The sequence below is a fragment of the Arthrobacter sp. UYCu512 genome, assembly GCF_040547075.1.
Lineage (GTDB): Bacteria > Actinomycetota > Actinomycetes > Actinomycetales > Micrococcaceae > Arthrobacter.
In genome coordinates this window covers 109,626-128,981 of sequence record NZ_JBEPPA010000003.1, presented here as the reverse complement: position 1 = coordinate 128,981, position 19,356 = coordinate 109,626, and the positions used below count along the sequence as shown (strand labels likewise).

Genomic DNA, 19,356 nt, shown 5'->3' with positions numbered 1-19,356 from the left:
GCATGTCCCGCGGAGGGGGGCTTGTCCCGCGGAGGGTGGGCATGTCCCGCGGGTGGCTTGCTACTGGATCGCCGGTACCGTGCGGGGCCGGACTATCAGCCACAAAGACGCGGCGGACAGGAAGATGCACGCGGCCTGGACGGCGCCCATCGGCGTGGCTGAGGTGACTCCGAGCCAGCCGACCACCGGCGAGATGAGGCCCGCCAGCAGAAAGGTGGCGGCACCCAGCAGGGAAGCAGCGGTCCCGGCCTGCGCTCCGTGCTTGGCCAAAGCCAGCACCTGGACGCAGGGAAAGGTGAATCCCGCGCCGAGGATGTAGAACCACAGCGGCACCATCACGCCCCACAGCCCGAGGCCCAGCTGGTCGAAAATTACGATCAACACTGCCATCAGGAACATCCACGCCGTGGAGCAGGCCAGAATCCACTGCGGGGGGACCCTGCGGATAAGCCGCGAGCTGGTCTGCACACCGGCGACAATACCCAGCGAATTCACGCCGAAGAGCAGCCCGTATTGCTGCGGGCTGAAGGAGTACACATTCTGGAACAGGAAAGGTGACGCGGAAAGGTAGGTGAACAGCCCGGCAAAGTTCATACCCCCGACCAGCAGCAGCCCCACAAAAATCCGGTCGGCGAACAGCACGGCGTAGCGCTGGCGGGCAGTCATGCCGGTTTTTCCGCGCATTTCCCGGGGCAGCGTCTCGCGGACGACGAACACCGCTGCGGTCAGGACGCAGGCCCCGTAGCCGGCCAAGAACAAAAAGATCCCGGGCCACGGCATAAAAAGCAGCAGTTGCGAGCCGATTACCGGAGCAAGGATGGGCGCCAGGCCATTTACCAGGGCCATCCGGGAGAACATGCGCACCATGGCGTAGCCACTGAACAGGTCCCGGACCATGGCCATGGCCACCACGCCCCCGCCCGCGGCACCGATCCCCATCAGCACCCGGAAGAAGCCCAGCGTGGAGATATCAGTTGACAGTGCCGCCCCCAAGGAGGCCGTGATGTGCACTCCGGTCGCGAGGATCAGCGGTAGCCGCCGGCCGAACTTGTCGCTGAGCGGACCGACCACCAACTGGCCCAACGCAAAGCCGATGGTGGTGCCGGTCAGCGTCAGCTGGACAGCCGCCTCCGAGACCTTCAGGCTCTCTTCCAGGGCCGGGAACGCCGGAAGATAAAGGTCCACAGTGAACGGCCCCAACGCGGTCAGCGCGCCGAGCATCAGAATGTAGAGGAGCTTCCGACGGCGGCTCAGGGAATCACCGGGATTCGTGGGTGTAGTCACAGAGACCAATCCTAGGGCTCACTCTCACCGCTAGGTGCCTCGAACGGGCGCGCCACAGCCCGCGCCGGCGCCGCGCCGGGAAGACTGAATGGTAGTTTTGACACCGGGGTCTGCGTCAGGTTGCGCAGACCCGACAAGCCCGCGGAAGCGGAATCACAGACGTAACGAGTGAGGCAGGACCGATGAGCGGACGTCACAGCGGCGGGACAACCGGGGCGCCGCGCATTTCAGCGCTGCCCAAGACCTTGAAACTAATCTTCAAGCTGGCTCCGCGGCAGCTCAACGACGAGATTGCCCTGGCTAAAGTCGAGATCAAGCGCAAAGGCATCCAAGTCGGCGTTGCCGCCGCCGTTCTCGCCGTCGCCCTTATATTCGTCGCCTTCCTCGTCATTGGCCTTATTGTCGCCGCCATCATGGGTCTCGCCACGATTATGCCGGCCTGGCTCGCCGCCCTGCTGGTTTGCGCCGTCTTCCTGCTGATTGCCGCGATAGCCGGCCTGGTAGGTGTCAACAAATTCAAAAAGGCCATGCCGCTGGTCCCGGCCGACACCATCCGCGGCCTCAAGTACGACCTTGGCATCGCCAAGGAGGGCTCCGCTTTCGATGCTGCCCTGCTGGATCCTTCGTCCGCTCAGTTCAAGGCCGCGAAGGCCGCGAAGGCTGAGGCCGCAGCCAAGGCCAAAGCTGAGAAGGAAGCGAAGAAAGCCGCCGAGCCCGACTTCGGTCCGCCGCCCACGGAATCGGAACTGCGACGCCGGCTGGACCAGCGCCGGGCCCATCTCACCGGGGTCCGTGATGAACTCAATGCTGAACTCGACGTCAAGCCCCAGGCGCAGGCCCTGCTGACCGCAGCGCAGGCGAAGCTGCAGAACGGCAAGGAACAGCTCGGCGGCAAGGTCGCAGGGTTCCGCTCCGCCGTCGGGCACATTCCGGCACGCAGTGCGGTGCCGGATGGCAGCCCGACCGGAGCGGCGGGTATGGCAGCCGACTTGGGACAGCGGTGGAAACCGCTCGTCGCGTTGGCCGCCTCGGCCGCTGCGATGGTATTCCTGCTGCGCAAACTACTCAAAGGTTAGGCAGAACGCTGAACTGCAACGTCCGCACGTTGCCGGCCAGGGAAAGGGGGATCCGATGAGGTTCATCGGCGCTGGAGCCCGGCCTGGTCAGCCCCAGACTCACCACGACAGGGTCTTCACCATCCCCAACGTGTTGACAGTGGTCCGGTTCCTTGGCGTCCCGCTGTTCATCTGGCTCGTCCTCGGGGCGCAGGAGTATGGCTTTGCTGCCCTCGTCCTGGCGGTCATGGGCAGCACCGACTGGGTGGACGGCTACGTTGCCCGCCGCTACGACCAGATGTCCCATCTGGGGCGGGTTATGGATCCCATCGCGGACCGGCTGGCGCTGATTGCCGTTGCCGTGACGCTCGTGATCGCCGGCGTTGTGCAATGGTGGTACCTCGCGGCCCTCCTTATCCCGGACGGCGTCCTGCTGACCTTGTCGCTGTACTACTTCCACAGCCACCCTGACCTGCCCGTCAGCCGGATCGGCAAGGTCCGGACTGCCCTGCTGCTGCTTGGAACACCGCTGCTTGTGCTCGCGAAGCTCCCTGTTCCGGGCGCCGGCATCTACCTCGTCGCAGCCTGGATCTGCCTCGGGCTGGGCCTCGTGGGTCACTGGATCGCCGCCTACAACTATTTCTGGGCCATCATCCGCAAGGGGACCGCAGTCAAGGACCACACACCCGACGTCGACGGCGGCACCCCCTAATGGTGTGGTTCGCTGTCCTGCTGGCCGTTCTCGGTGCGTTTTGCCTCGCCATCGGCGCCCAGCGCCAGGGGAGCGCCGTCAAGGCGGACACCGGGGGACTGGCCCTGAGCAGTCATGGCCTGCTCAGGCTGCTCCGCAGCCGGCGCTGGGTGTTTGGCCTGCTGCTGCTGACCGTGGGCATGGCGATGAACGCCGTCGCACTGGTCATGGCGCCGCTGACCGTGGTCCAGCCGATCGGGGCGATTGCCCTGGTCATCACCACCATCGTCAACGCCAAGGACCAGGGGTTGAGCATCAACCGGGCCACTGTGGTGGCCATCTCCGCCTGCGTCACGGGCTCGGCAATGTTTGTGCTCCTGGCCGTCAACGTGACCCAGGAGAACCACCAGGTCAGTTCCTCCGATGAGCTAACCATTGTGCTCCTGCTCGCCTTGGGGGTTGGTGTGTTCGGGACACTGACCGTGATGTTTAAACACCGGATGAGCGCCTTCGTCTACATCCTCGGCGCCGGTATCCTGTTTGGCTTTGTTGCCGTCTTGACCCGCATCATCGGCAGGCACCTCCTGGACCCGAACGGGCTCGTTCTGCTGAACGTGCCGTGGTACTCGGTGGTCGCCATCGCGGCCGCCGGCGGACTGGGCTCCTGGTTCGTCCAGAACGCGTACTCCGGCGGTCCGCCGGACCTCGTGATTGCCGGGCTGACTGTGATAGACCCGATCGTTGGCATCGCGATCGGGATCACGATCCTGGGTGAGCTGCGCGCCGACGTGCATGCCGTGACTGCGATGGCGATGGGCGTGGCCGGTTCGCTTGCTATCGTGGGAGTGATCGCCTTGTCCAGGCACCATCCCGAAGTCACCAAGCGCAAGAGGGAAGCGCGGAAGGCCGAAGGGCGCGTGTCCTAGGACATCAACCAGAACTCAGCAGCAGGCCAGGTACGCCTCTGCCGTTGGCCAGCCGGCCACCACCAACCCAGCTGCCCTCACCGTGACCACCAGGAGCTCTCCACGTGACCATGCCTGACAACCAGCACCCGCTGACCATCCTGATTGCCGCGGACACCTATCCGCCCCACGTCAATGGCGCTGCCATGTTCGGCTACCGCCTGGCCAAGGGCATGAAGGCGCGCGGTCACGACGTTCACGTCCTCGCCTGCCGCCCGGACACAGGCGGGAGTTACACCGAATTCTGCGAGGAGGGTACGGTCCACCGGATCCGCTCGCACTCAGTGCCCACGCACGAATACTTCCGGATCACGTTCCCCTGGGAAATCAAAAAGGAAATCAGCCTGCTGTTCGACCGGATCAAGCCGGATGTGGTGCACATCCAAAGCCACTACATGATCGGCGAACATGTGCTCTACGAGGCACTCAAGCGCGGCATCCGGGTTGTGGCGACCAACCACTTTATGCCCGAGAACCTGAACCCGTTCCTGCCGTTCCCGCAGTGGTTCAAGAACATTGTGGGGCGCATTTCCTGGAAGGACATGGGGAAGGTCATGGGCCAGGCCGACGTCGTCACCACCCCGACCCCGTTGGCCGCCCAGGCAATGCACGAGCACGCCTTCCTGCGCAAGGTGCTGCCGCTTTCCAACGGCATCGACTCCGCCGCCTACGAACTCAAACCCGGCGAGGAGCTGGTGCGCCACGCCAGCCCCACAGCACTGTTCGTGGGCCGGCTGGCCGAGGAAAAGCACATAGACGTCCTCATCGATGCTGTTGCGAAGACACCCAAGGAGCTTGACGTTCACCTCGAGATTGTCGGCGGCGGCGAAGTGCGCCCGGCCCTCGAGGCACAGGTTGCGCGGTTGGGCCTGCAGGGCCGGGTGAAGTTCCTCGGGCTGGCCAGTGACGCCGATCTCCGCAAGGCCTACCAGGCCGCTGATCTGTTCTGTATGCCCGGCACCGCCGAACTGCAGTCCCTCGTGACGCTGGAAGCGATGTCGGCCTCCACTCCGGTCCTGCTGGCCGACGCCATGGCGTTGCCGCACCTGGTGCACGACGGCGAGAACGGCTACCTGTTTACACCCAATGACAGTGACGACCTGGCAGCCAAGATGGTCCGGGTATTGTCGCTGCCCGCGGACGAGCTGGCGGCGATGGGCAAGGCGAGCCGGGGAATGGTGGAAAGCCACAGCCTCGAACGCACCCTCCGGTGCTTCGAGGACCTTTACCGCGGCGCGAGCTACGACGACCTCGTTGTCTGACCCGGGACACTACTATTGCTAGAGTGATTTTGCCCGGAAAGCGAACGGCCCTCAGGCCGGAAACGTTTTCCTGGCCCACGGGGCTATAGCTCAGCTGGTTAGAGCGCGGGACTCATAATCCTAAGGTCCTCGGTTCAAGTCCGAGTAGCCCTACCTTTAAGCGGGACCCTGCCGGGCCCGCATCCACGGGAGCCGTGGCCGGCGTGACAGCGCCAGCCACGGCTCCCGTTTTTGCCCGGCTACTGTTTTTTGGCCGGCCCCCGGGGATTGCCCGCTTCCGCGCGGCTTCTTTTTGCCTGGCGCCGTCGCCGGCAGCTTGTTACGGGATGAAAATATGGCCTTTCCTGCACTGGGCTATGGCCTGCGTCACTTGCGGTGCTCCCGAGTGGTGCGGTAAGTTACTCGTGAGTAACATCCTGCCGGCGCAACGCCCGCGTCATCCTGGCCGCTGCTGATCCCACGTGAAGGAACACCATGTCCAAAGCTGACATCGACATCAACAACCTCCCCTACGCCGACGGCGACTTCTTTGCGTTCGAGCAGCTGCTCAGCGGCAAGGAGCGGGACCGGCTCGCGGAGGTCCGGGAGTTCCTGGCCCGGGAAGTCAAACCGATCGCCGTTGACTGCTGGAACCGCGGGGAATTCCCGATGGACCTGATTCCCAAGCTTGCCGAGATTGATCTGGTCAGCCCGGTCCGGCGGCAGGGGTACTCCAACCTCTTCGCGGGAATTATGCACGCCGAGGCAACCCGCGCTGACACCTCCATTGCCACGTTTATGGGCGTCCATGACGGACTCTTTACCGGCTCCATTGAGGCGCTGGCCTCACAGGAGCAGCAGGACGCATGGCTACCGGACATCTACTCGCTTAAAAAGATCGGCGCTTTTGGCCTCACCGAGCCCCTTGGCGGATCCGATGTTGCCGGCGGCACAAGAACGACTGCACGCCGGGAGGGAGACAGCTGGATCCTAAACGGAGCAAAGCGCTGGATCGGCAACGCCACGTTCTCGGACTGGGTGGTCATCTACGCCCGGGACCTTGCCGACAACCAGGTGAAAGGTTTCCTGGTGGACACTAAAACTGAGGGCTACCGCGCCACCAAGATCGAGAACAAGATCTCGCTGCGCACTGTCCAGAACGCCGACATCACCCTTGAGAACGTAGTGGTGCCGGAATTCTTCAAGCTCGCGAACGCCAACAGCTTCCGCGACACGAACAAGGTCCTCAAGGTCACCCGCCTTGCCGTTGCCTGGCAGGCAGTGGGCCAGCAGCTTGCGGCCTTCGACGTGGCGCGCCGTTACGCTGTGGAACGCAGCCAGTTCGGGCGTCCGATCGCTTCCTTCCAGCTGGTGCAGCACCAGCTTGTGCAGATTCTCGGCAACGCCGTCAGCTCGATGGGTATGATGGTCCGCCTCTCCCAGCTGGAGGACCTGGGCCAGGCCAAGGACGAGCAGTCTGCCCTGGCCAAGGCATTCACCACCGCACGCATGCGTGAGAGTGTGGCGTTGGGCCGTGGCATTCTCGGCGGCAACGGGATTGTGACCGACTATGAGATGGCCAAGGTCTTCTCCGATGCCGAGGCCATCTATTCCTACGAGGGCACCCACGAGATCAACACCCTCGTCACCGGCCGAGCGATCACGGGCATCTCCGCGATCGTCTAGCCAGCGCGCGAAGGCACCTGCGCCAAGCTCGTCGATGCAGGCGTGCTGCCCCGGCGGCCGCATCCCCTTCCGGCGGCCGCATCCCGTCCGGCGGGGCCCTGGTCCGTCGGTTGCAGGCTTGACCCTTATCCGGGGGTGGGGTCCAACGGGGGGAGTAGGACTGAAGGCCGCAGGTCGGTCACGAAGGCCAGTGGATTAAGATAGCTATCGGCGCGTCGGACTCCCCAATGAATGCACGGTCCCGGTGTGCAGTGGCCTGGCTGGATCCAGCCCAGGACAGCCCTCTCCGCGACGGCGGCACCATCCTTCAAATCGCTGCGCACCGCCTCGAAGCTGCTTCTGATCCCGTTGCCGTGATCCACGGTGATCACCGGACGATCCACAACGATGCCGACAAAGCTCACCCGGCCGGCGGCTGGCGAGGTGACCGGGGCGCCCGCGTCCGTAGCCTGGAGATCCACCCCGCGGTGGCCGCCCAGCCACGGCTTCGCCGGCGGATCAAAGCCGCGCAGGACGGCAGGGGCGGGGTGCAGCGGCCAGCTCCACCCGGCGGCCACCCCGGGGCCGCCGCCGCTTGGGCCGCCGCCGCTTGGGCCGCCGCCGGCAGGACCGCCGGCGGGTCCCGGGACGGCGGCGGCCGCCGCGGGGGAGATGGCCAACACAACGGCGAACAGGGCCGCACGATGCATCCGACGTTTCATGTTCCAAGCCTGCAACCGCACCCGGACCGAAGGAAGCGCTGCCGGGTGTTATGTGGATAGCGCAGCCGGGGCTCCCGTACGGCGGCTCCACGGCCGCGGCGACCTCAAATCCGCAAGCCGCCGGCCACCAGGCGTAGGGCCCGGGCGGTAGGTTTCGGGCTCGCACGCAGCCCCTTCAGGTGCGGGGAAGCCGTCCGGTTTTACACCGTCCCTGTAGTACACTTGGTGGAGCAGTTTGCTGTGCCCTCACGCTTGAACAAGGTACTTGTCCAAGCCGGCACGCCTCATTCAGGGGTGCGGGGAAGCAGCGCTGACTACGCGTATCCAGCCCGGCTTATTGGAAGCTTAAACCCTTCAGATGAGCTGGACTGCGCCTCTTTCGGTCCGGGCCAGTGGTTCGGAGAAGAAGCGCAGTGGATGCCAGGAGCACTGCCCGCCTGGGTGTTGCTAATCAACCGTCAACTAGTGGCAGGGTAAGAGATCCCATGGGCTCTCTCATGAATGACCTGCCGGAAGGAGCGCCGGCATGCCCGTCGTAACTATGCGCCAGCTGCTTGACAGCGGCGTCCACTTTGGACACCAGACCCGCCGTTGGAACCCGAAGATGAAGCGTTTCATCTTCACAGAGCGCAACGGCATCTACATCATTGACCTGCAGCAGTCGCTGTCCTACATCGACCGTGCCTTTGAGTTCGTGAAGGCCACCGTTGCACACGGCGGCACCGTTCTCTTCGTCGGCACCAAGAAGCAGGCGCAGGAATCCATCGCCGAGCAGGCCACCCGCGTGGGCCAGCCGTACGTGAACCAGCGTTGGCTTGGCGGTATGCTGACCAACTTCCAGACCGTCTCCAAGCGCATCCAGCGCATGAAGGAACTGGAAGAGATCGACTTCGACGACGTCGCCGGTTCCGCTTACACCAAGAAGGAACTGCTGCTCCTTCGCCGCGAACTCACCAAGCTGAACACCAACCTCGGTGGTATCCGCAACCTGACCAAGGCGCCCTCCGCGCTGTGGATCGTTGACACTAAGAAGGAACACCTTGCTGTCGACGAGGCCAAGAAGCTGAACATCCCGGTTGTTGCGATCCTGGACACCAACTGCGATCCCGACGAAGTCGACTTCCCGATCCCGGGCAACGACGACGCCATCCGCTCCGTGAACCTGCTGACCCGCGTTGTTGCCGACGCCGTTGCTGAAGGCCTCATCGCCCGCAACCAGCGCGCCACCGGCACCACGGAAGCTCCGGAAGAGCCGCTCGCCGAGTGGGAGCGCGAGCTCCTCGAAGGCAACAAGGCCGAAGCTGCTGCTGCTGAAGAGGCACCGGTTGCCGAAGCTGCTGCTGCTGAAGAGGCACCGGTTGCCGAAGCTGCTGCTGCTGAAGAGGCACCGGTTGCCGAAGCTGCTGCGGCCGACGAAGCCAAGTAGTCAGACAAATAAATTCGGATCTCCCCGCCCGCTCTCCGCAGCGCAGGGGAACTGACAGGATGGTGGCTCACCTGGTGAGCTGCCGTCCTGTCGGTCCGTACACCACCCATAATTTCTAGACAGAGGGGTTCACATGGCGAACTACACTGCCGCTGATATCAAGGCTCTGCGCGAGCGCACTGGCGCCGGCATGATGGATGTCAAGAAGGCTCTTGACGAGGCCAACGGCGATGCCGAGAAGGCAATCGAAATCATCCGCATCAAGGGCCTCAAGGGCGCTACCAAGCGCGAAGGCCGTTCCACCGCTGAGGGCTTGGTTGCTGCCAAGGTCGACGGCGGCGTCGGCGTAATGATTGAAGTCAACTGCGAGACCGACTTCGTCGCGAAGGCTGACAAGTTCATCCAGCTGGCCGATAAGGTTCTGGCCGTTGCAGTCGAGTCCGGCGCCGCCGACCTCGAGACCCTGCTGGCCACCGAAGTTGACGGCAAGCCGCTCTCCGAGGTTGTTATCGAAGAGGGCGCCGTGCTGGGCGAGAAGGTTGTTGTCCGCCGGATTTCCCGCGTTGAGGGTGCCACAGTCGACGCTTACCTGCACAAGACCTCCAAGGATCTCCCGGCCCAGGTCGGCGTCCTGTTCGCAGTTGACGGCGAAGGCGAGACGGCAGACACCGCAGCCCACGACGTCGCCGTTCACATCGCCGCGATGTCCCCGAACTACCTCTCCCGCGAGGATGTGCCGGCCGAGCTCGTTGAGTCGGAGCGGCGCATCGCCGAAGAGACGGCTAAGGCTGAAGGCAAGCCCGAGGCAGCAATGACCAAGATTGTGGAAGGCCGGGTTACCGGTTTCTACAAGGGCGAGGTCCTCCTTGACCAGTCGTTCGCCAAGGACGCCAAGAAGTCTGTTGCGCAGGTCCTCACCGAGGCCGGCGTCAAGGGCACCGCGTTCACGCGCTTCCGCGTCGGTTCCTAGCCAGACACCCGTCTGACCCTCGTCAGACACGCAAAAGGGGTGGCCACTGCGGTGGCCGCCCTTTTTGTATGCAGGCCCAGTGTTATGCACCCTGCACGCGCCCGGGTGACCCCGGGCGCATCCTGGCCCGGGGCGAGTCACGCCTTTGGCCCCGGGCACGATAACCTAGCTCAGAGCTCACCAACGGGAAGGCACCATGGAAACCGTCACCACTTCAGCCCAGCCAAAGAAGAGCAGGCGCCGCGTCCTGTTGAAGCTCTCCGGCGAGGTCTTCGGGGGCGGCAAGCTCGGCGTTGACCCGGATACCGTCCGCGGCGTGGCCAAGCAGATCGCAGCTGCAGTGCCGGACGTCGAGGTTGCCATCGTCGTCGGCGGCGGAAACTTTTTCCGCGGAGCCGAACTCTCGCAGAGCGGCATGGACAGGTCCCGGGCCGACTATATGGGCATGCTTGGCACGGTGATGAACTGCCTGGCCCTCCAGGACTTCCTGGAGCAGGCCGGCGTCGAGACCCGGGTCCAAAGCGCCATCACCATGGGCCAGGTCGCTGAGGCGTACATTCCGCGCCGTGCCATCCGCCACATGGAAAAGGGCCGTGTTGTCATCTTCGGCGCCGGTGCGGGCCTGCCGTACTTCTCCACCGACACAGTGGCCGCCCAGCGCGCCCTGGAGGTTCACGCCGACGTCGTCCTGATGGCCAAAAGCGGCGTCGACGGCGTCTACACGGCGGACCCGAAGAAAGACCCCACGGCCGAGAAGCTGCACCACCTCAGCTACGACGAAGCCCTCCGCCGGGACATCCGTGTGATGGACCAGACGGCCATGACCATGTGCAAGGATAACAACCTCACCATGGTGGTGTTCGGGATGGAAGGTGATGGCAACGTCACCCGCGCCATTCTGGGCGAGGACCTGGGCACCGTAGTCAGTCCCTAGCAGCGGCTAGGATGTTTCGAGGACAGTTCCGCCCCCGCAGTGCGGGAAAGCAGCCGGAACACAACAGCACCCCGCCAGTGGCGGGTGTACCAATTTCTGAGGAGAGATCGTGATCGAAGAAACCTTGCTCGAAGCCGGGGAAAAGATGGACAAGGCGATTGAGGTAGCCAAGGAAGACTTCGCCTCGATCCGCACTGGCCGCGCCAACCCGGGCCTCTACAACAAAGTCCTGGTGGACTACTACGGTTCGCCTACGCCGTTGCAGCAGCTGGCGTCCTTTGCCATCCCGGATGCCCGCACCATCCTGATCACGCCGTTCGACAAGAGCGCACTGCGCGAGATCGAGCGGGCCCTCAGCGACTCCGAGGTGGGCGCCAATCCCTCCAATGACGGCAGCGTCATCCGGATCACCATCCCCGATCTCACCCAGGAACGCCGCAAGGAATACGTCAAGATCGTCAAGACCAAGGGTGAGGATGCCAAGGTGTCCATCCGCAACATCCGCCGCAAAGCGAAGGAAACGCTGGACAAGCTCGTCAAGGATGGCGAAGCCGGCGAGGACGAGGGCAACCGCGGCGAAAAAGAACTCGACGCCATGACCAAGGCCCACGTCGACGGTATCGATGATCTGCTCAAGCGCAAGGAAGCCGAGCTGCTCGAGGTCTAATGACGCAGGAACAGGGGGAACCCGGAGCTGATATCCGGGTGCGGCGGAAGCAACGGACAAACCCGACGCCGAAAGCCGGCAGGAATCTACCCGCCGCGATTGTGGTGGGTCTTGGGATGCTCTTTTTTGTCCTGGGCGGGCTGCTGTTCCTGCCGCTGGGTTTTGTCCTGATCGTCACGGCCTTTGGCGTTTTCGGCGTCTGGGAAGTCTTTCGGGCGCTGGAAGCCTCGGGCACCAGGGTGCCGATCGTTCCGGTGATGATCGGCACCGCGGCGATGCCCGTATCCTCCTACTTTGGCGGCGTCGAGAGCCTCCTGTTCGCCATGATGCTCAGCAGCGTAGCGGTGCTGTTGTGGCGGTCCCTGGACGGTGCCGCCGGTTCCGCGCGCAGCATCTTCGCCGGAGTCTTCACCCTGGCCTGGATCCCGTTTATGATCAGCTTCGCCGTGTTGCCGCTGCATACCGTGGCGGGCGAAACGCCGGTGTGGCTCTGGCCGGACGGCCTCATTCCCCCCGGAGCCTGGCAGATTGCCACCCTGCTGTTGCTGGTGGTCGCGAATGACACTTTCGGCTACCTCGTCGGCGCTTCGATCGGCAAGCACCCGATGGCACCGAAAATCAGTCCCAAAAAAAGCTGGGAGGGCTTCGCCGGGTCCATCGCCGGTGCCACGCTTGTGGGGGTGCTCGCCGCCGTCTACGTACTGGACAAGCCCTGGTGGTTCGGTGCGGCGCTGGCTGCGGGCATGGTGGCCGCAGCAACAGCCGGGGACCTCTCCGAGTCCATGGTCAAACGCGAACTGGGGATCAAGGACATGAGCAGTATCCTGCCCGGGCACGGCGGGGTTATGGACCGGCTGGACTCGATCGTCTTCGCTTCCCCGGCGGCGTTTATCCTTTACTCACTCTTTGCCGGCGCGTGAGGCTGTCAATCTTCCACCCTCCGGCCCCTAGAATGGGGCCGGGCAAACCAGCCGAACGGCATTGAAGGAACAACAGTTACAGTGGACATTCAACGTCAGATTCCTGCGTCTTTTGACCGCGTGGAGCGGAACCAGTACGGCTACAATGCCAAGCAGGTGGACCAGTTTATGCAGCGCGCCCGGGTTTCCTTCGAATCCCCCCGGTCCGCCGGGCGGCCGGTCAAGAGCGCCGATGTCCGTGCCGTCTCCTTCGACCCCGTTAAGGCCGGCTATGCTGCAGCAGCCGTGGACGCGGCCCTGGACCGGCTTGAGGACGCCCTCGCCGTGCGGGAACGCGACGAGCTTGTCCTCGAACGCGGCGAGGACGCCTGGCTCCGCGAGATCGGCCGGCTCGCCGGAATGCTCCGTGGCCGGCTGCACCGCCCCGACGGCCAGCGCTTCCGGCGCCCCGCGAAGGTCAAAGCCCGCAGCTACAACACCAGCGACGTGGATGACCTGTGCCACTCGCTGATCGGCTACCTGGAAAAAGACAAGCCGCTGAGTGTGGACAATGTCCGCCGCGCTGTCTTCCGCCCCGCCGTTGGCAAGGATGGCTACGAGGAAAACCAGGTGGACGCTTTCCTGGACCGGGTCGTAGAGCTGATGGCCGCAATCGACTGAGCGTTGTCAGCGCTCCGTGACCAGCGGCCGCTCAGGGGTGTGCAGGCGCGTCATAAGCCGGGTGACGGTCCGCGGCACTCGGTTCCGGGTGGCCCGGGAAACCAGGATTATCACGGCAAACGCGGCCGGCACCGTCCAGGCCGCCGGCTGCGCCAGCCAATCGGGGGTACCCCGGGCGCCCAGCATGGACCCCGCCACCATCGCCCCGCCGCACAACACCGACCCTGCGGCCATACCGGCGATTGCCCCCGCGTCGGTCAGCCCGCGCCACCAAATGCCCAGCAGAAGCACCGGGCACAGTGTGGATGCGGTAAAGGCAAAAACCAGCCCTACGCTGCCGGCCAGGGCAAGGGAACCCGTCATCGATGCGATTCCCAGCGGGACCACTGCCGACAGCACTGCCGCCCGCCGGAAGCCTTTGACACTGCCGCCGAAGAGGTCCTGGCTGATCACGCCTGCGAGCGAAACCACCAGTCCGGACGTCGTGGACAGGAACGCGGCAAAGGCCCCGGCGACCACTAAGGCGGACAACAGATCACCGGCCATGCCGCCCACAAGCTCCCGGGGAAGCAGCAGCACCAGGGCATCGGCCTGGCCGCTCTGCGCCAACTCCGGCGCGAACATCCGGCCGATCAGCCCGTACGCCGTCGGGAAGAGATAGAAGACCGAGAGTAAACCCAGAACTATCAGGGTAGTGCGGCGGGCGGACTGCCCGTCGGGGTTGGTGTAAAAGCGCACCAGCACGTGGGGCAGCCCGAGGGTCCCGAACAGCAGCGCGACCAGCAGCGAGACGTTCTGGTATAGCCCCGCCGGCGCCGCGCCCGTCGGGTTCGCGGGTGCCGGGGCCACAGCCGGTGCCCCGGAGTCCGCCAGCACAAAAACGACAAAGAGGATGGGCACTGCAAGTGCCGTAAGTTTCAGCCAGTACTGGAACGCCTGGACAAAGGTAATGGACCGCATTCCACCGGACACCACTGTGACGCAGACGACGGCGACCACCGCCACCATCCCTACCCAAGAGGGCAGCCCGGTGGTGATTCGGATGGCCAGCGCCGCGCCGTGGAGTTGCGGAACGATGTACAGCCAGCCGACCACCACAACGACGACGCTCGTGACGCTGCGGACCACCCGGGAGTCGAGCCGCGCTTCGGTGAAATCGGGAATGGTGTACGCACCGGAGCGGCGAAGCGGGCCGGCGACAAAAAGGAGCAGCATCAGGTAGCCGGCCGTGTACCCCACCGGGAACCACAGCGCGTCAGTGCCGGAGAGCAGGATGAGTCCGGCGACGCCGAGGAAGCTCGCCGCCGAAAGATATTCACCGCCGATCGCCGAGGCGTTCCACCAGGGCCGGACAGTACGGGAGGCAACATAAAAATCCCCGGTGGTGCGAGAGATCCGCAGCCCATAGAAGCCGATGGCGGCAGTGGCCAGCGAGACGGCGGCAAAGGCCGCTATGCCGACGACAGGGTTCACGGGCGCCTCACTTGTCTCCAACGAGATCCCGGTAGCGGGCCTCGTTCCTGGCCGCCGTCCGGACATAGAGCCAGGCGCTGAGTCCGATGACCGGATAAATCCCGGCGCCGAGCAGCACCCAGTCGAAGGGCAGTCCCAGGATCGTTGAGTCAGCGAGGCCGGGGACCAGACCCAGCATCAGCGGGAATGCAACCAGGATCAGCAGGAAGCCTGCGGCCACCACCACCGCAAGCCGCAACTGCGAGCGGATTAGCGAACGGACAAAAACCTGCCCGGCATCGGATTCCTCCGCGGCGTCGCGCGAATCGGCGCCCGGCAGTGCAGCCGGCGGTAAGCCGGCGCCGGGTGTGGTGTTGCGGGGCGCTGTGACTCGGACCCGGGTCATGACTGGGGACGGATTCGGGTCGCCTCGAGTTTTTCCCGCACCGCGGGCAGATGCCGCCTGCTGATGGGCAGTTCGGCCCCCGCTACGGTGACACTCGGCCGGGCGGCCGCGAGCTTCATCTGGCTGACATGCTTGAGTGCGATGAGGTAGGAACGGTGGATGCGCAGGTACCCGGCTTCGGCCCATTGCTGTTCCAGGTCGGCCAGCGGTACCCGGATGAGGTAACTTGCGTCGGTGGTATGCAGCCTGGCGTAGTCTCCCTGGGCCTGGACATAGGTGACGTCTTCGCGGCGGATCATCTTGGTGGTGCCGCCGAGGTCAACGGTGATCATTTCCGGTCGCGGTGCGCCGTCCTTGAGCAACTCGCTGATCCTGCCTATCGACTTCGCCAGCCGCTCGGCCCGGACGGGTTTGAGCAGATAGTCGACGGCGGCCAACTCGAACGCTTCCAGCGCGCAGTCCTCGTCGGCCGTGACAAAAACGATCGCGGGAGGCTTGCTGCTGCGGGCGATGACGCGGGCGATATCCAGGCCGGAGACCGCGGGCATGTGGATGTCGAGGAAGACGGCGTCGACCTCCTCGGCCTCGAGGGCGCGCAGAGCCTGGGCACCGGAGGAAGCCCGGAAGATAGCGCCGATTCGGTCATCCCGGCCCAGCAGGAAGGCAAGTTCCTCAACGGCGGGCAACTCGTCGTCGGCGACGAGGACGTTAATCATGGCTCAAGACTACTGCCGACGGCATTTGGGTCCCGGTCAGGCGTCGTGGCGAGGCTGGGATTTAGGCACGCGCATCGTGATCAGGGTGCCTTCCCCGGGCGCCGTGTCGATGACCAGCCCGTAGTCGTCGCCGTAGACCTGCCGCAGCCGGGCGTCAACGTTGCGCAGCCCAACATGGTCTCCCTCGCCGTGCCCGGCGAGCATCGTCCGCAGCTGGTCCGGATCCATGCCCACGCCGTCGTCCTCGATGGTCACCTCGGCGAAGGCGCCGGAGTCGTGCGCCGTGATGGCGATGTGGCCGGGGCCCTCCTTGGCTTCGAGACCGTGCCGGACGGCGTTTTCCACCAGCGGCTGCAGGCTCAGGAAGGGGATGACGGTGCTGAGCACTTCGGGGGCGATCCGGAGGCTCACCTGGACGCGGTCGCCGAACCGGGCCCGCTCCAGCAGCAGGTAACGGTCGATGCAGCGCAGTTCCTCGGCGAGGGTGGTGAAGTCACCATGCCGGCGGAAGGAGTAGCGGGTGAAATCTGCAAACTCCACCACCAGTTCACGGGCCCGGACCGGGTCGGTATTGATGAACGATGCGATCGCGTTCAGCGAGTTGTAGATGAAGTGCGGGCTGATCTGGGCCCGGAGTGCCCGCACCTCTGCCTCCATCAGGAGCGTGCGGGACGCGTCGAGTTCGGCCAGCTCCACCTGCGCGGCCACCCAGTCGGCTACTTCGCTGGTGGCCCGTACCAGCCCTGCGCCGGCCGCCGGGGCAAAAGCGGCCACGACGCCCACTACCCGGGCCCCGGCCTTGATCGGGGCAATCACCGCGGCGCGTTCCACCTCCGGCCGGGTGCTCACGGAGCCCTTGTTTTGTGCCAGTTCCTGCAGTTCACCCGCCGGGATCACCGCGGTGTGGCCGCCGGCGAGCACCCCGGACGCCAGCTCCATCAGCAGCGGCTCAAGCTCCTCGCCGGCACCGTCCCACGCGAGCACGCCGGCAGCGTCGGTGATCGCCAGCGCGTCACAGCCCAGCAGGTTGCGCAGCTGCCGGCTCGCCTTCGCGGCACCGGCAGGGTTAAGCCCCGTGCGAAGGTGCTGGCCGGCGCGCGACGCCGTATGCAGCGTCTTGTAGGTGGCCCGCTCCGCGTCGGTGCCAAGCTCCCGGAAGGAGCGGAGCACCTTTAAACCGACGGCGACGACGACGGCGATCGCCGCCGCGATCACTGCGATGGCGGCGGTGATGAACAGCGGAGAGTCGGGCATGCGCCCAGCGTATCGCGGCGCAGGACGGGCAGGGGCAGGTGAGGCTCCCGACGGTCCTGCCGGCACCGCTGAGCGCAGCATCCCGACCGTTGAGCGACGCACGGTACTGCGGTTCTGGCATGTTAGGCACGTCACGGGAGACAGTGATTGCAGTCACATTGGCCGGCGGGCTGTTCGGAGCAGGCCAGGGCAGCCGGTGTGGACTCAAATCTCTCAATGAGGAGGAACGATGGGTCACGAAGCCCAAAATACGGACGCCGCGGCGGCCGTGGACTTCAAGGAAGTCCAGTCGACCGAGCGGTTCCAGGAACTGCGCAAACGTCACCGCAGCTTTGTCTTTCCGATGGCCATTGCTTTCCTGCTCTGGTACTTCGCCTACGTCCTGCTGGCCGACTACGCGGCAGGGTTTATGTCCATCAAGCTGTGGGGCAACATCAACGTTGGCCTGGTCATGGGGCTGGCGCAGTTCGTGACCACCTTCGCTATCACCGGCTGGTACGTCAGTTACTCAAACCGCCGGCTCGACCCGATCGCCGCAGAAATCCGCCACGAAATCGAAGGCCACGAATTCGATAAAAACGGCAACCAGATCACCGGGGTAACAAAATGACGCTTATGGTTCCCGCAGTCAACGTTGCGGATCTCAAGGACACCACCCTGCTCAACATGGGCATCTTCGCGGTGTTTGTGGCGATCACCATGGTGATCGTGATCAAGGCCAGCCGCAACAACAAAACGGCCGCAGACTACTACGCGGCCGGCCGGTCCTTCACCGGCCCGCAGAACGGCACCGCCATCGCCGGCGACTACCTCTCGGCGGCTTCCTTCCTGGGCATCACCGGGGCCATTGCCATCAACGGCTATGACGGTTTTATGTACTCCATCGGTTTCCTCGTCGCGTGGCTCGTCGCACTGCTGCTCGTCGCTGAGCTGCTGCGCAACACCGGCAAGTTCACCATGGCCGATGTGCTCTCCTTCCGGCTCAAGCAGCGCCCGGTGCGGATTGCGGCAGCCATCTCCACACTCGCCGTCTGCTTCTTCTACCTGCTCGCACAAATGGCCGGAGCGGGCAGCCTGATTTCCCTGCTGCTGGGCATCAGCGACTGGGGCGGACAGGCCCTGGTGATCATCGTCGTCGGCGCCCTGATGATCATGTACGTACTGATCGGCGGTATGAAGGGCACCACCTGGGTCCAGATCATCAAGGCCATGCTCCTGATCGCGGGAGCCGCCGTGATGACCTTCTGGGTCCTCGCCATCTACGGTTTCAACCTCTCCGACCTGCTCGGTGGAGCAGTGGAAACCTCGGGCAACCCGAACATGCTCAACCCGGGCCTGCAGTACGGCAAGTCCGAGACCTCCAAACTCGACTTTATGTCCCTGGGCCTGGCCCTGGTACTTGGTACCGCGGCCCTGCCCCACGTGCTGATGCGCTTCTACACGGTTCCCACCGCCAAGGAAGCCCGCAAGTCAGTGGTCTGGTCCATCGGGCTGATCGGCGTGTTCTACCTGTTCACCCTCGTCCTGGGCTACGGCGCCGCTGCGCTCGTGGGCGCCGAAACGATCAAGTCCGCCCCCGGCGGCGTCAACTCGGCAGCACCGCTGCTGGCATTCCACCTGGGTGGACCGCTGCTGCTCGGCTTTATCTCCGCGGTGGCCTTCGCCACCATCCTGGCCGTCGTCGCCGGGCTGACAATCACCGCGGCGGCATCGTTCGCGCACGATATCTACGCCAGCGTCATTGCCAAGGGCAAAGCCGACGCCGACACCGAAGTCAAGGTCGCCCGCCGCACCGTGGTGGTCATCGGCCTGCTGGCCATCGCCGGCGGCATTTTCGCCAACGGCCAGAATGTCGCATTCCTTGTGGCCCTCGCCTTCGCGGTGGCTGCCTCGGCCAACTTGCCCACCATCGTGTACTCGCTGTTCTGGCGCAAGTTCACCACCCAAGGCGCCATCTGGAGCATGTACGGCGGCCTGGGCTCGGCGATCATCCTGATCGCGCTGTCCCCGGTGGTCTCGGGTGCCAAGACGTCCATGATCCCGGGCGCCAACTTCGCGATCTTCCCGCTCAGCAACCCAGGCATCATCTCCATCCCGCTCGCGTTTATCCTGGGCTGGCTCGGTTCGGTGCTGGACAAGAATCTGGAAGACAGCACCAAGCAGGCCGAAATGGAAGTCCGCTCCCTCACCGGGGTGGGCGCCGAAAAGGCCACCGACCACTAGTCATCAACAGCCGGCGGAACGTCGCCGGCCGGCAAGGCCAAGAGCCCCCGTGCCATCAGCACGGGGGCTCTTCCTGTGTGATCGTGCCAAGCCGGCGGCGTTCCG

Annotated in this window: 19 protein-coding genes and 1 tRNA gene; 14 read left to right on the top strand and 6 right to left on the bottom strand. The window is 64.7% G+C overall.

What is annotated here, in order from left to right; genetic code table 11:
• Window positions 1-60: 60 nt before the first annotated feature.
• Window positions 61-1,284, bottom strand: coding sequence for a multidrug effflux MFS transporter (locus ABIB49_RS04595; protein ID WP_283479911.1), 1,224 nt, complete (start codon window positions 1,282-1,284; stop codon window positions 61-63).
• Window positions 1,285-1,466: 182 nt separating this feature from the next.
• Between ABIB49_RS04595 and ABIB49_RS04590 the strand changes: the two genes are divergently transcribed.
• The 6 genes from ABIB49_RS04590 (at window position 1,467) to ABIB49_RS04565 (ending at window position 6,922) form a co-directional block, all read left to right on the top strand.
• Window positions 1,467-2,360: a phage holin family protein gene (locus tag ABIB49_RS04590; protein WP_282359302.1), complete on the top strand. Its 894-nt coding sequence runs from the start codon at window positions 1,467-1,469 to the stop codon at window positions 2,358-2,360.
• A 55-nt stretch (window positions 2,361-2,415) separates the two neighbouring features.
• Window positions 2,416-3,051 carry a CDP-alcohol phosphatidyltransferase family protein gene (locus tag ABIB49_RS04585; RefSeq protein WP_226774268.1) on the top strand — a complete coding sequence of 212 codons (636 nt, stop codon included), beginning with the start codon at window positions 2,416-2,418 and terminating at the stop codon, window positions 3,049-3,051.
• Window positions 3,051-3,956, top strand: coding sequence for a DMT family transporter (locus ABIB49_RS04580; protein ID WP_226774267.1), 906 nt, complete (start codon window positions 3,051-3,053; stop codon window positions 3,954-3,956). Before ABIB49_RS04585 ends, ABIB49_RS04580 begins: the two co-directional genes overlap by 1 nt.
• Window positions 3,957-4,060: 104 nt before the next feature.
• Complete coding sequence (locus tag ABIB49_RS04575; protein WP_253033275.1) at window positions 4,061-5,257, top strand: glycosyltransferase; 1,197 nt, start codon at window positions 4,061-4,063, stop codon at window positions 5,255-5,257.
• Between the two features lie 79 nt (window positions 5,258-5,336).
• A tRNA-Ile gene (locus ABIB49_RS04570) sits at window positions 5,337-5,410 on the top strand.
• Window positions 5,411-5,731: 321 nt separating this feature from the next.
• A complete protein-coding gene (locus ABIB49_RS04565; RefSeq protein WP_253033274.1) occupies window positions 5,732-6,922 on the top strand; it encodes an acyl-CoA dehydrogenase family protein in 1,191 nt (396 codons plus the stop codon).
• A 125-nt stretch (window positions 6,923-7,047) separates the two neighbouring features.
• Here the strand turns inward: ABIB49_RS04565 and ABIB49_RS04560 are convergent, their stop codons facing one another.
• Window positions 7,048-7,623, bottom strand: a complete 576-nt coding sequence (locus ABIB49_RS04560) for a M23 family metallopeptidase (protein ID WP_354156753.1) — start codon at window positions 7,621-7,623, stop codon at window positions 7,048-7,050.
• 526 nt (window positions 7,624-8,149) lie between these two features.
• Here ABIB49_RS04560 and rpsB point away from each other — a divergent pair.
• The 6 genes from rpsB (at window position 8,150) to ABIB49_RS04530 (ending at window position 13,200) form a co-directional block, all read left to right on the top strand.
• Window positions 8,150-9,049, top strand: coding sequence for a 30S ribosomal protein S2 (gene rpsB / locus ABIB49_RS04555; protein ID WP_226774263.1), 900 nt, complete (start codon window positions 8,150-8,152; stop codon window positions 9,047-9,049).
• A 133-nt stretch (window positions 9,050-9,182) separates the two neighbouring features.
• Window positions 9,183-10,019 carry a translation elongation factor Ts gene (tsf, locus tag ABIB49_RS04550; RefSeq protein ID WP_226774262.1) on the top strand — a complete coding sequence of 279 codons (837 nt, stop codon included), beginning with the start codon at window positions 9,183-9,185 and terminating at the stop codon, window positions 10,017-10,019.
• 196 nt (window positions 10,020-10,215) lie between these two features.
• The gene (gene pyrH, locus ABIB49_RS04545; protein WP_226774261.1) at window positions 10,216-10,953 is read left to right on the top strand and encodes a UMP kinase; all 738 of its coding nucleotides are present in this window, start codon (window positions 10,216-10,218) and stop codon (window positions 10,951-10,953) included.
• A 109-nt stretch (window positions 10,954-11,062) separates the two neighbouring features.
• Window positions 11,063-11,620 (top strand): ribosome recycling factor, encoded by a 558-nt coding sequence (frr, locus tag ABIB49_RS04540; protein WP_226774260.1) that lies wholly within the window; start codon window positions 11,063-11,065, stop codon window positions 11,618-11,620.
• Window positions 11,620-12,540: a phosphatidate cytidylyltransferase gene (locus ABIB49_RS04535; protein ID WP_226774259.1), complete on the top strand. Its 921-nt coding sequence runs from the start codon at window positions 11,620-11,622 to the stop codon at window positions 12,538-12,540. Before frr ends, ABIB49_RS04535 begins: the two co-directional genes overlap by 1 nt.
• Window positions 12,541-12,621: 81 nt before the next feature.
• Window positions 12,622-13,200, top strand: a complete 579-nt coding sequence (locus ABIB49_RS04530) for a DivIVA domain-containing protein (protein WP_226774258.1) — start codon at window positions 12,622-12,624, stop codon at window positions 13,198-13,200.
• Between the two features lie 6 nt (window positions 13,201-13,206).
• Here the strand turns inward: ABIB49_RS04530 and ABIB49_RS04525 are convergent, their stop codons facing one another.
• From ABIB49_RS04525 to ABIB49_RS04510, 4 genes are read right to left on the bottom strand one after another with little or no spacing between them, the layout of a single operon-like run.
• Window positions 13,207-14,673 (bottom strand): sodium/solute symporter, encoded by a 1,467-nt coding sequence (locus tag ABIB49_RS04525; RefSeq protein ID WP_226774257.1) that lies wholly within the window; start codon window positions 14,671-14,673, stop codon window positions 13,207-13,209.
• A 7-nt stretch (window positions 14,674-14,680) separates the two neighbouring features.
• Window positions 14,681-15,058: a DUF485 domain-containing protein gene (locus tag ABIB49_RS04520; RefSeq protein ID WP_226774256.1), complete on the bottom strand. Its 378-nt coding sequence runs from the start codon at window positions 15,056-15,058 to the stop codon at window positions 14,681-14,683.
• Complete coding sequence (locus ABIB49_RS04515) at window positions 15,055-15,774, bottom strand: LytR/AlgR family response regulator transcription factor (RefSeq protein ID WP_226774255.1); 720 nt, start codon at window positions 15,772-15,774, stop codon at window positions 15,055-15,057. Before ABIB49_RS04515 ends, ABIB49_RS04520 begins: the two co-directional genes overlap by 4 nt.
• A gap of 36 nt (window positions 15,775-15,810) precedes the next feature.
• Complete coding sequence (locus ABIB49_RS04510; RefSeq protein WP_226774254.1) at window positions 15,811-17,028, bottom strand: sensor histidine kinase; 1,218 nt, start codon at window positions 17,026-17,028, stop codon at window positions 15,811-15,813.
• A gap of 229 nt (window positions 17,029-17,257) precedes the next feature.
• Here ABIB49_RS04510 and ABIB49_RS04505 point away from each other — a divergent pair, with 229 nt between their 5' ends.
• Together ABIB49_RS04505 and ABIB49_RS04500 are read left to right on the top strand one after the other, a co-directional pair.
• Window positions 17,258-17,638, top strand: a complete 381-nt coding sequence (locus ABIB49_RS04505; RefSeq protein WP_226774253.1) for a DUF485 domain-containing protein — start codon at window positions 17,258-17,260, stop codon at window positions 17,636-17,638.
• The gene (locus ABIB49_RS04500) at window positions 17,635-19,251 is read left to right on the top strand and encodes a monocarboxylic acid transporter (RefSeq protein WP_282359317.1); all 1,617 of its coding nucleotides are present in this window, start codon (window positions 17,635-17,637) and stop codon (window positions 19,249-19,251) included. The genes ABIB49_RS04505 and ABIB49_RS04500 overlap by 4 nt, the downstream gene beginning before the upstream one ends.
• Window positions 19,252-19,356 lie beyond the last annotated feature (105 nt).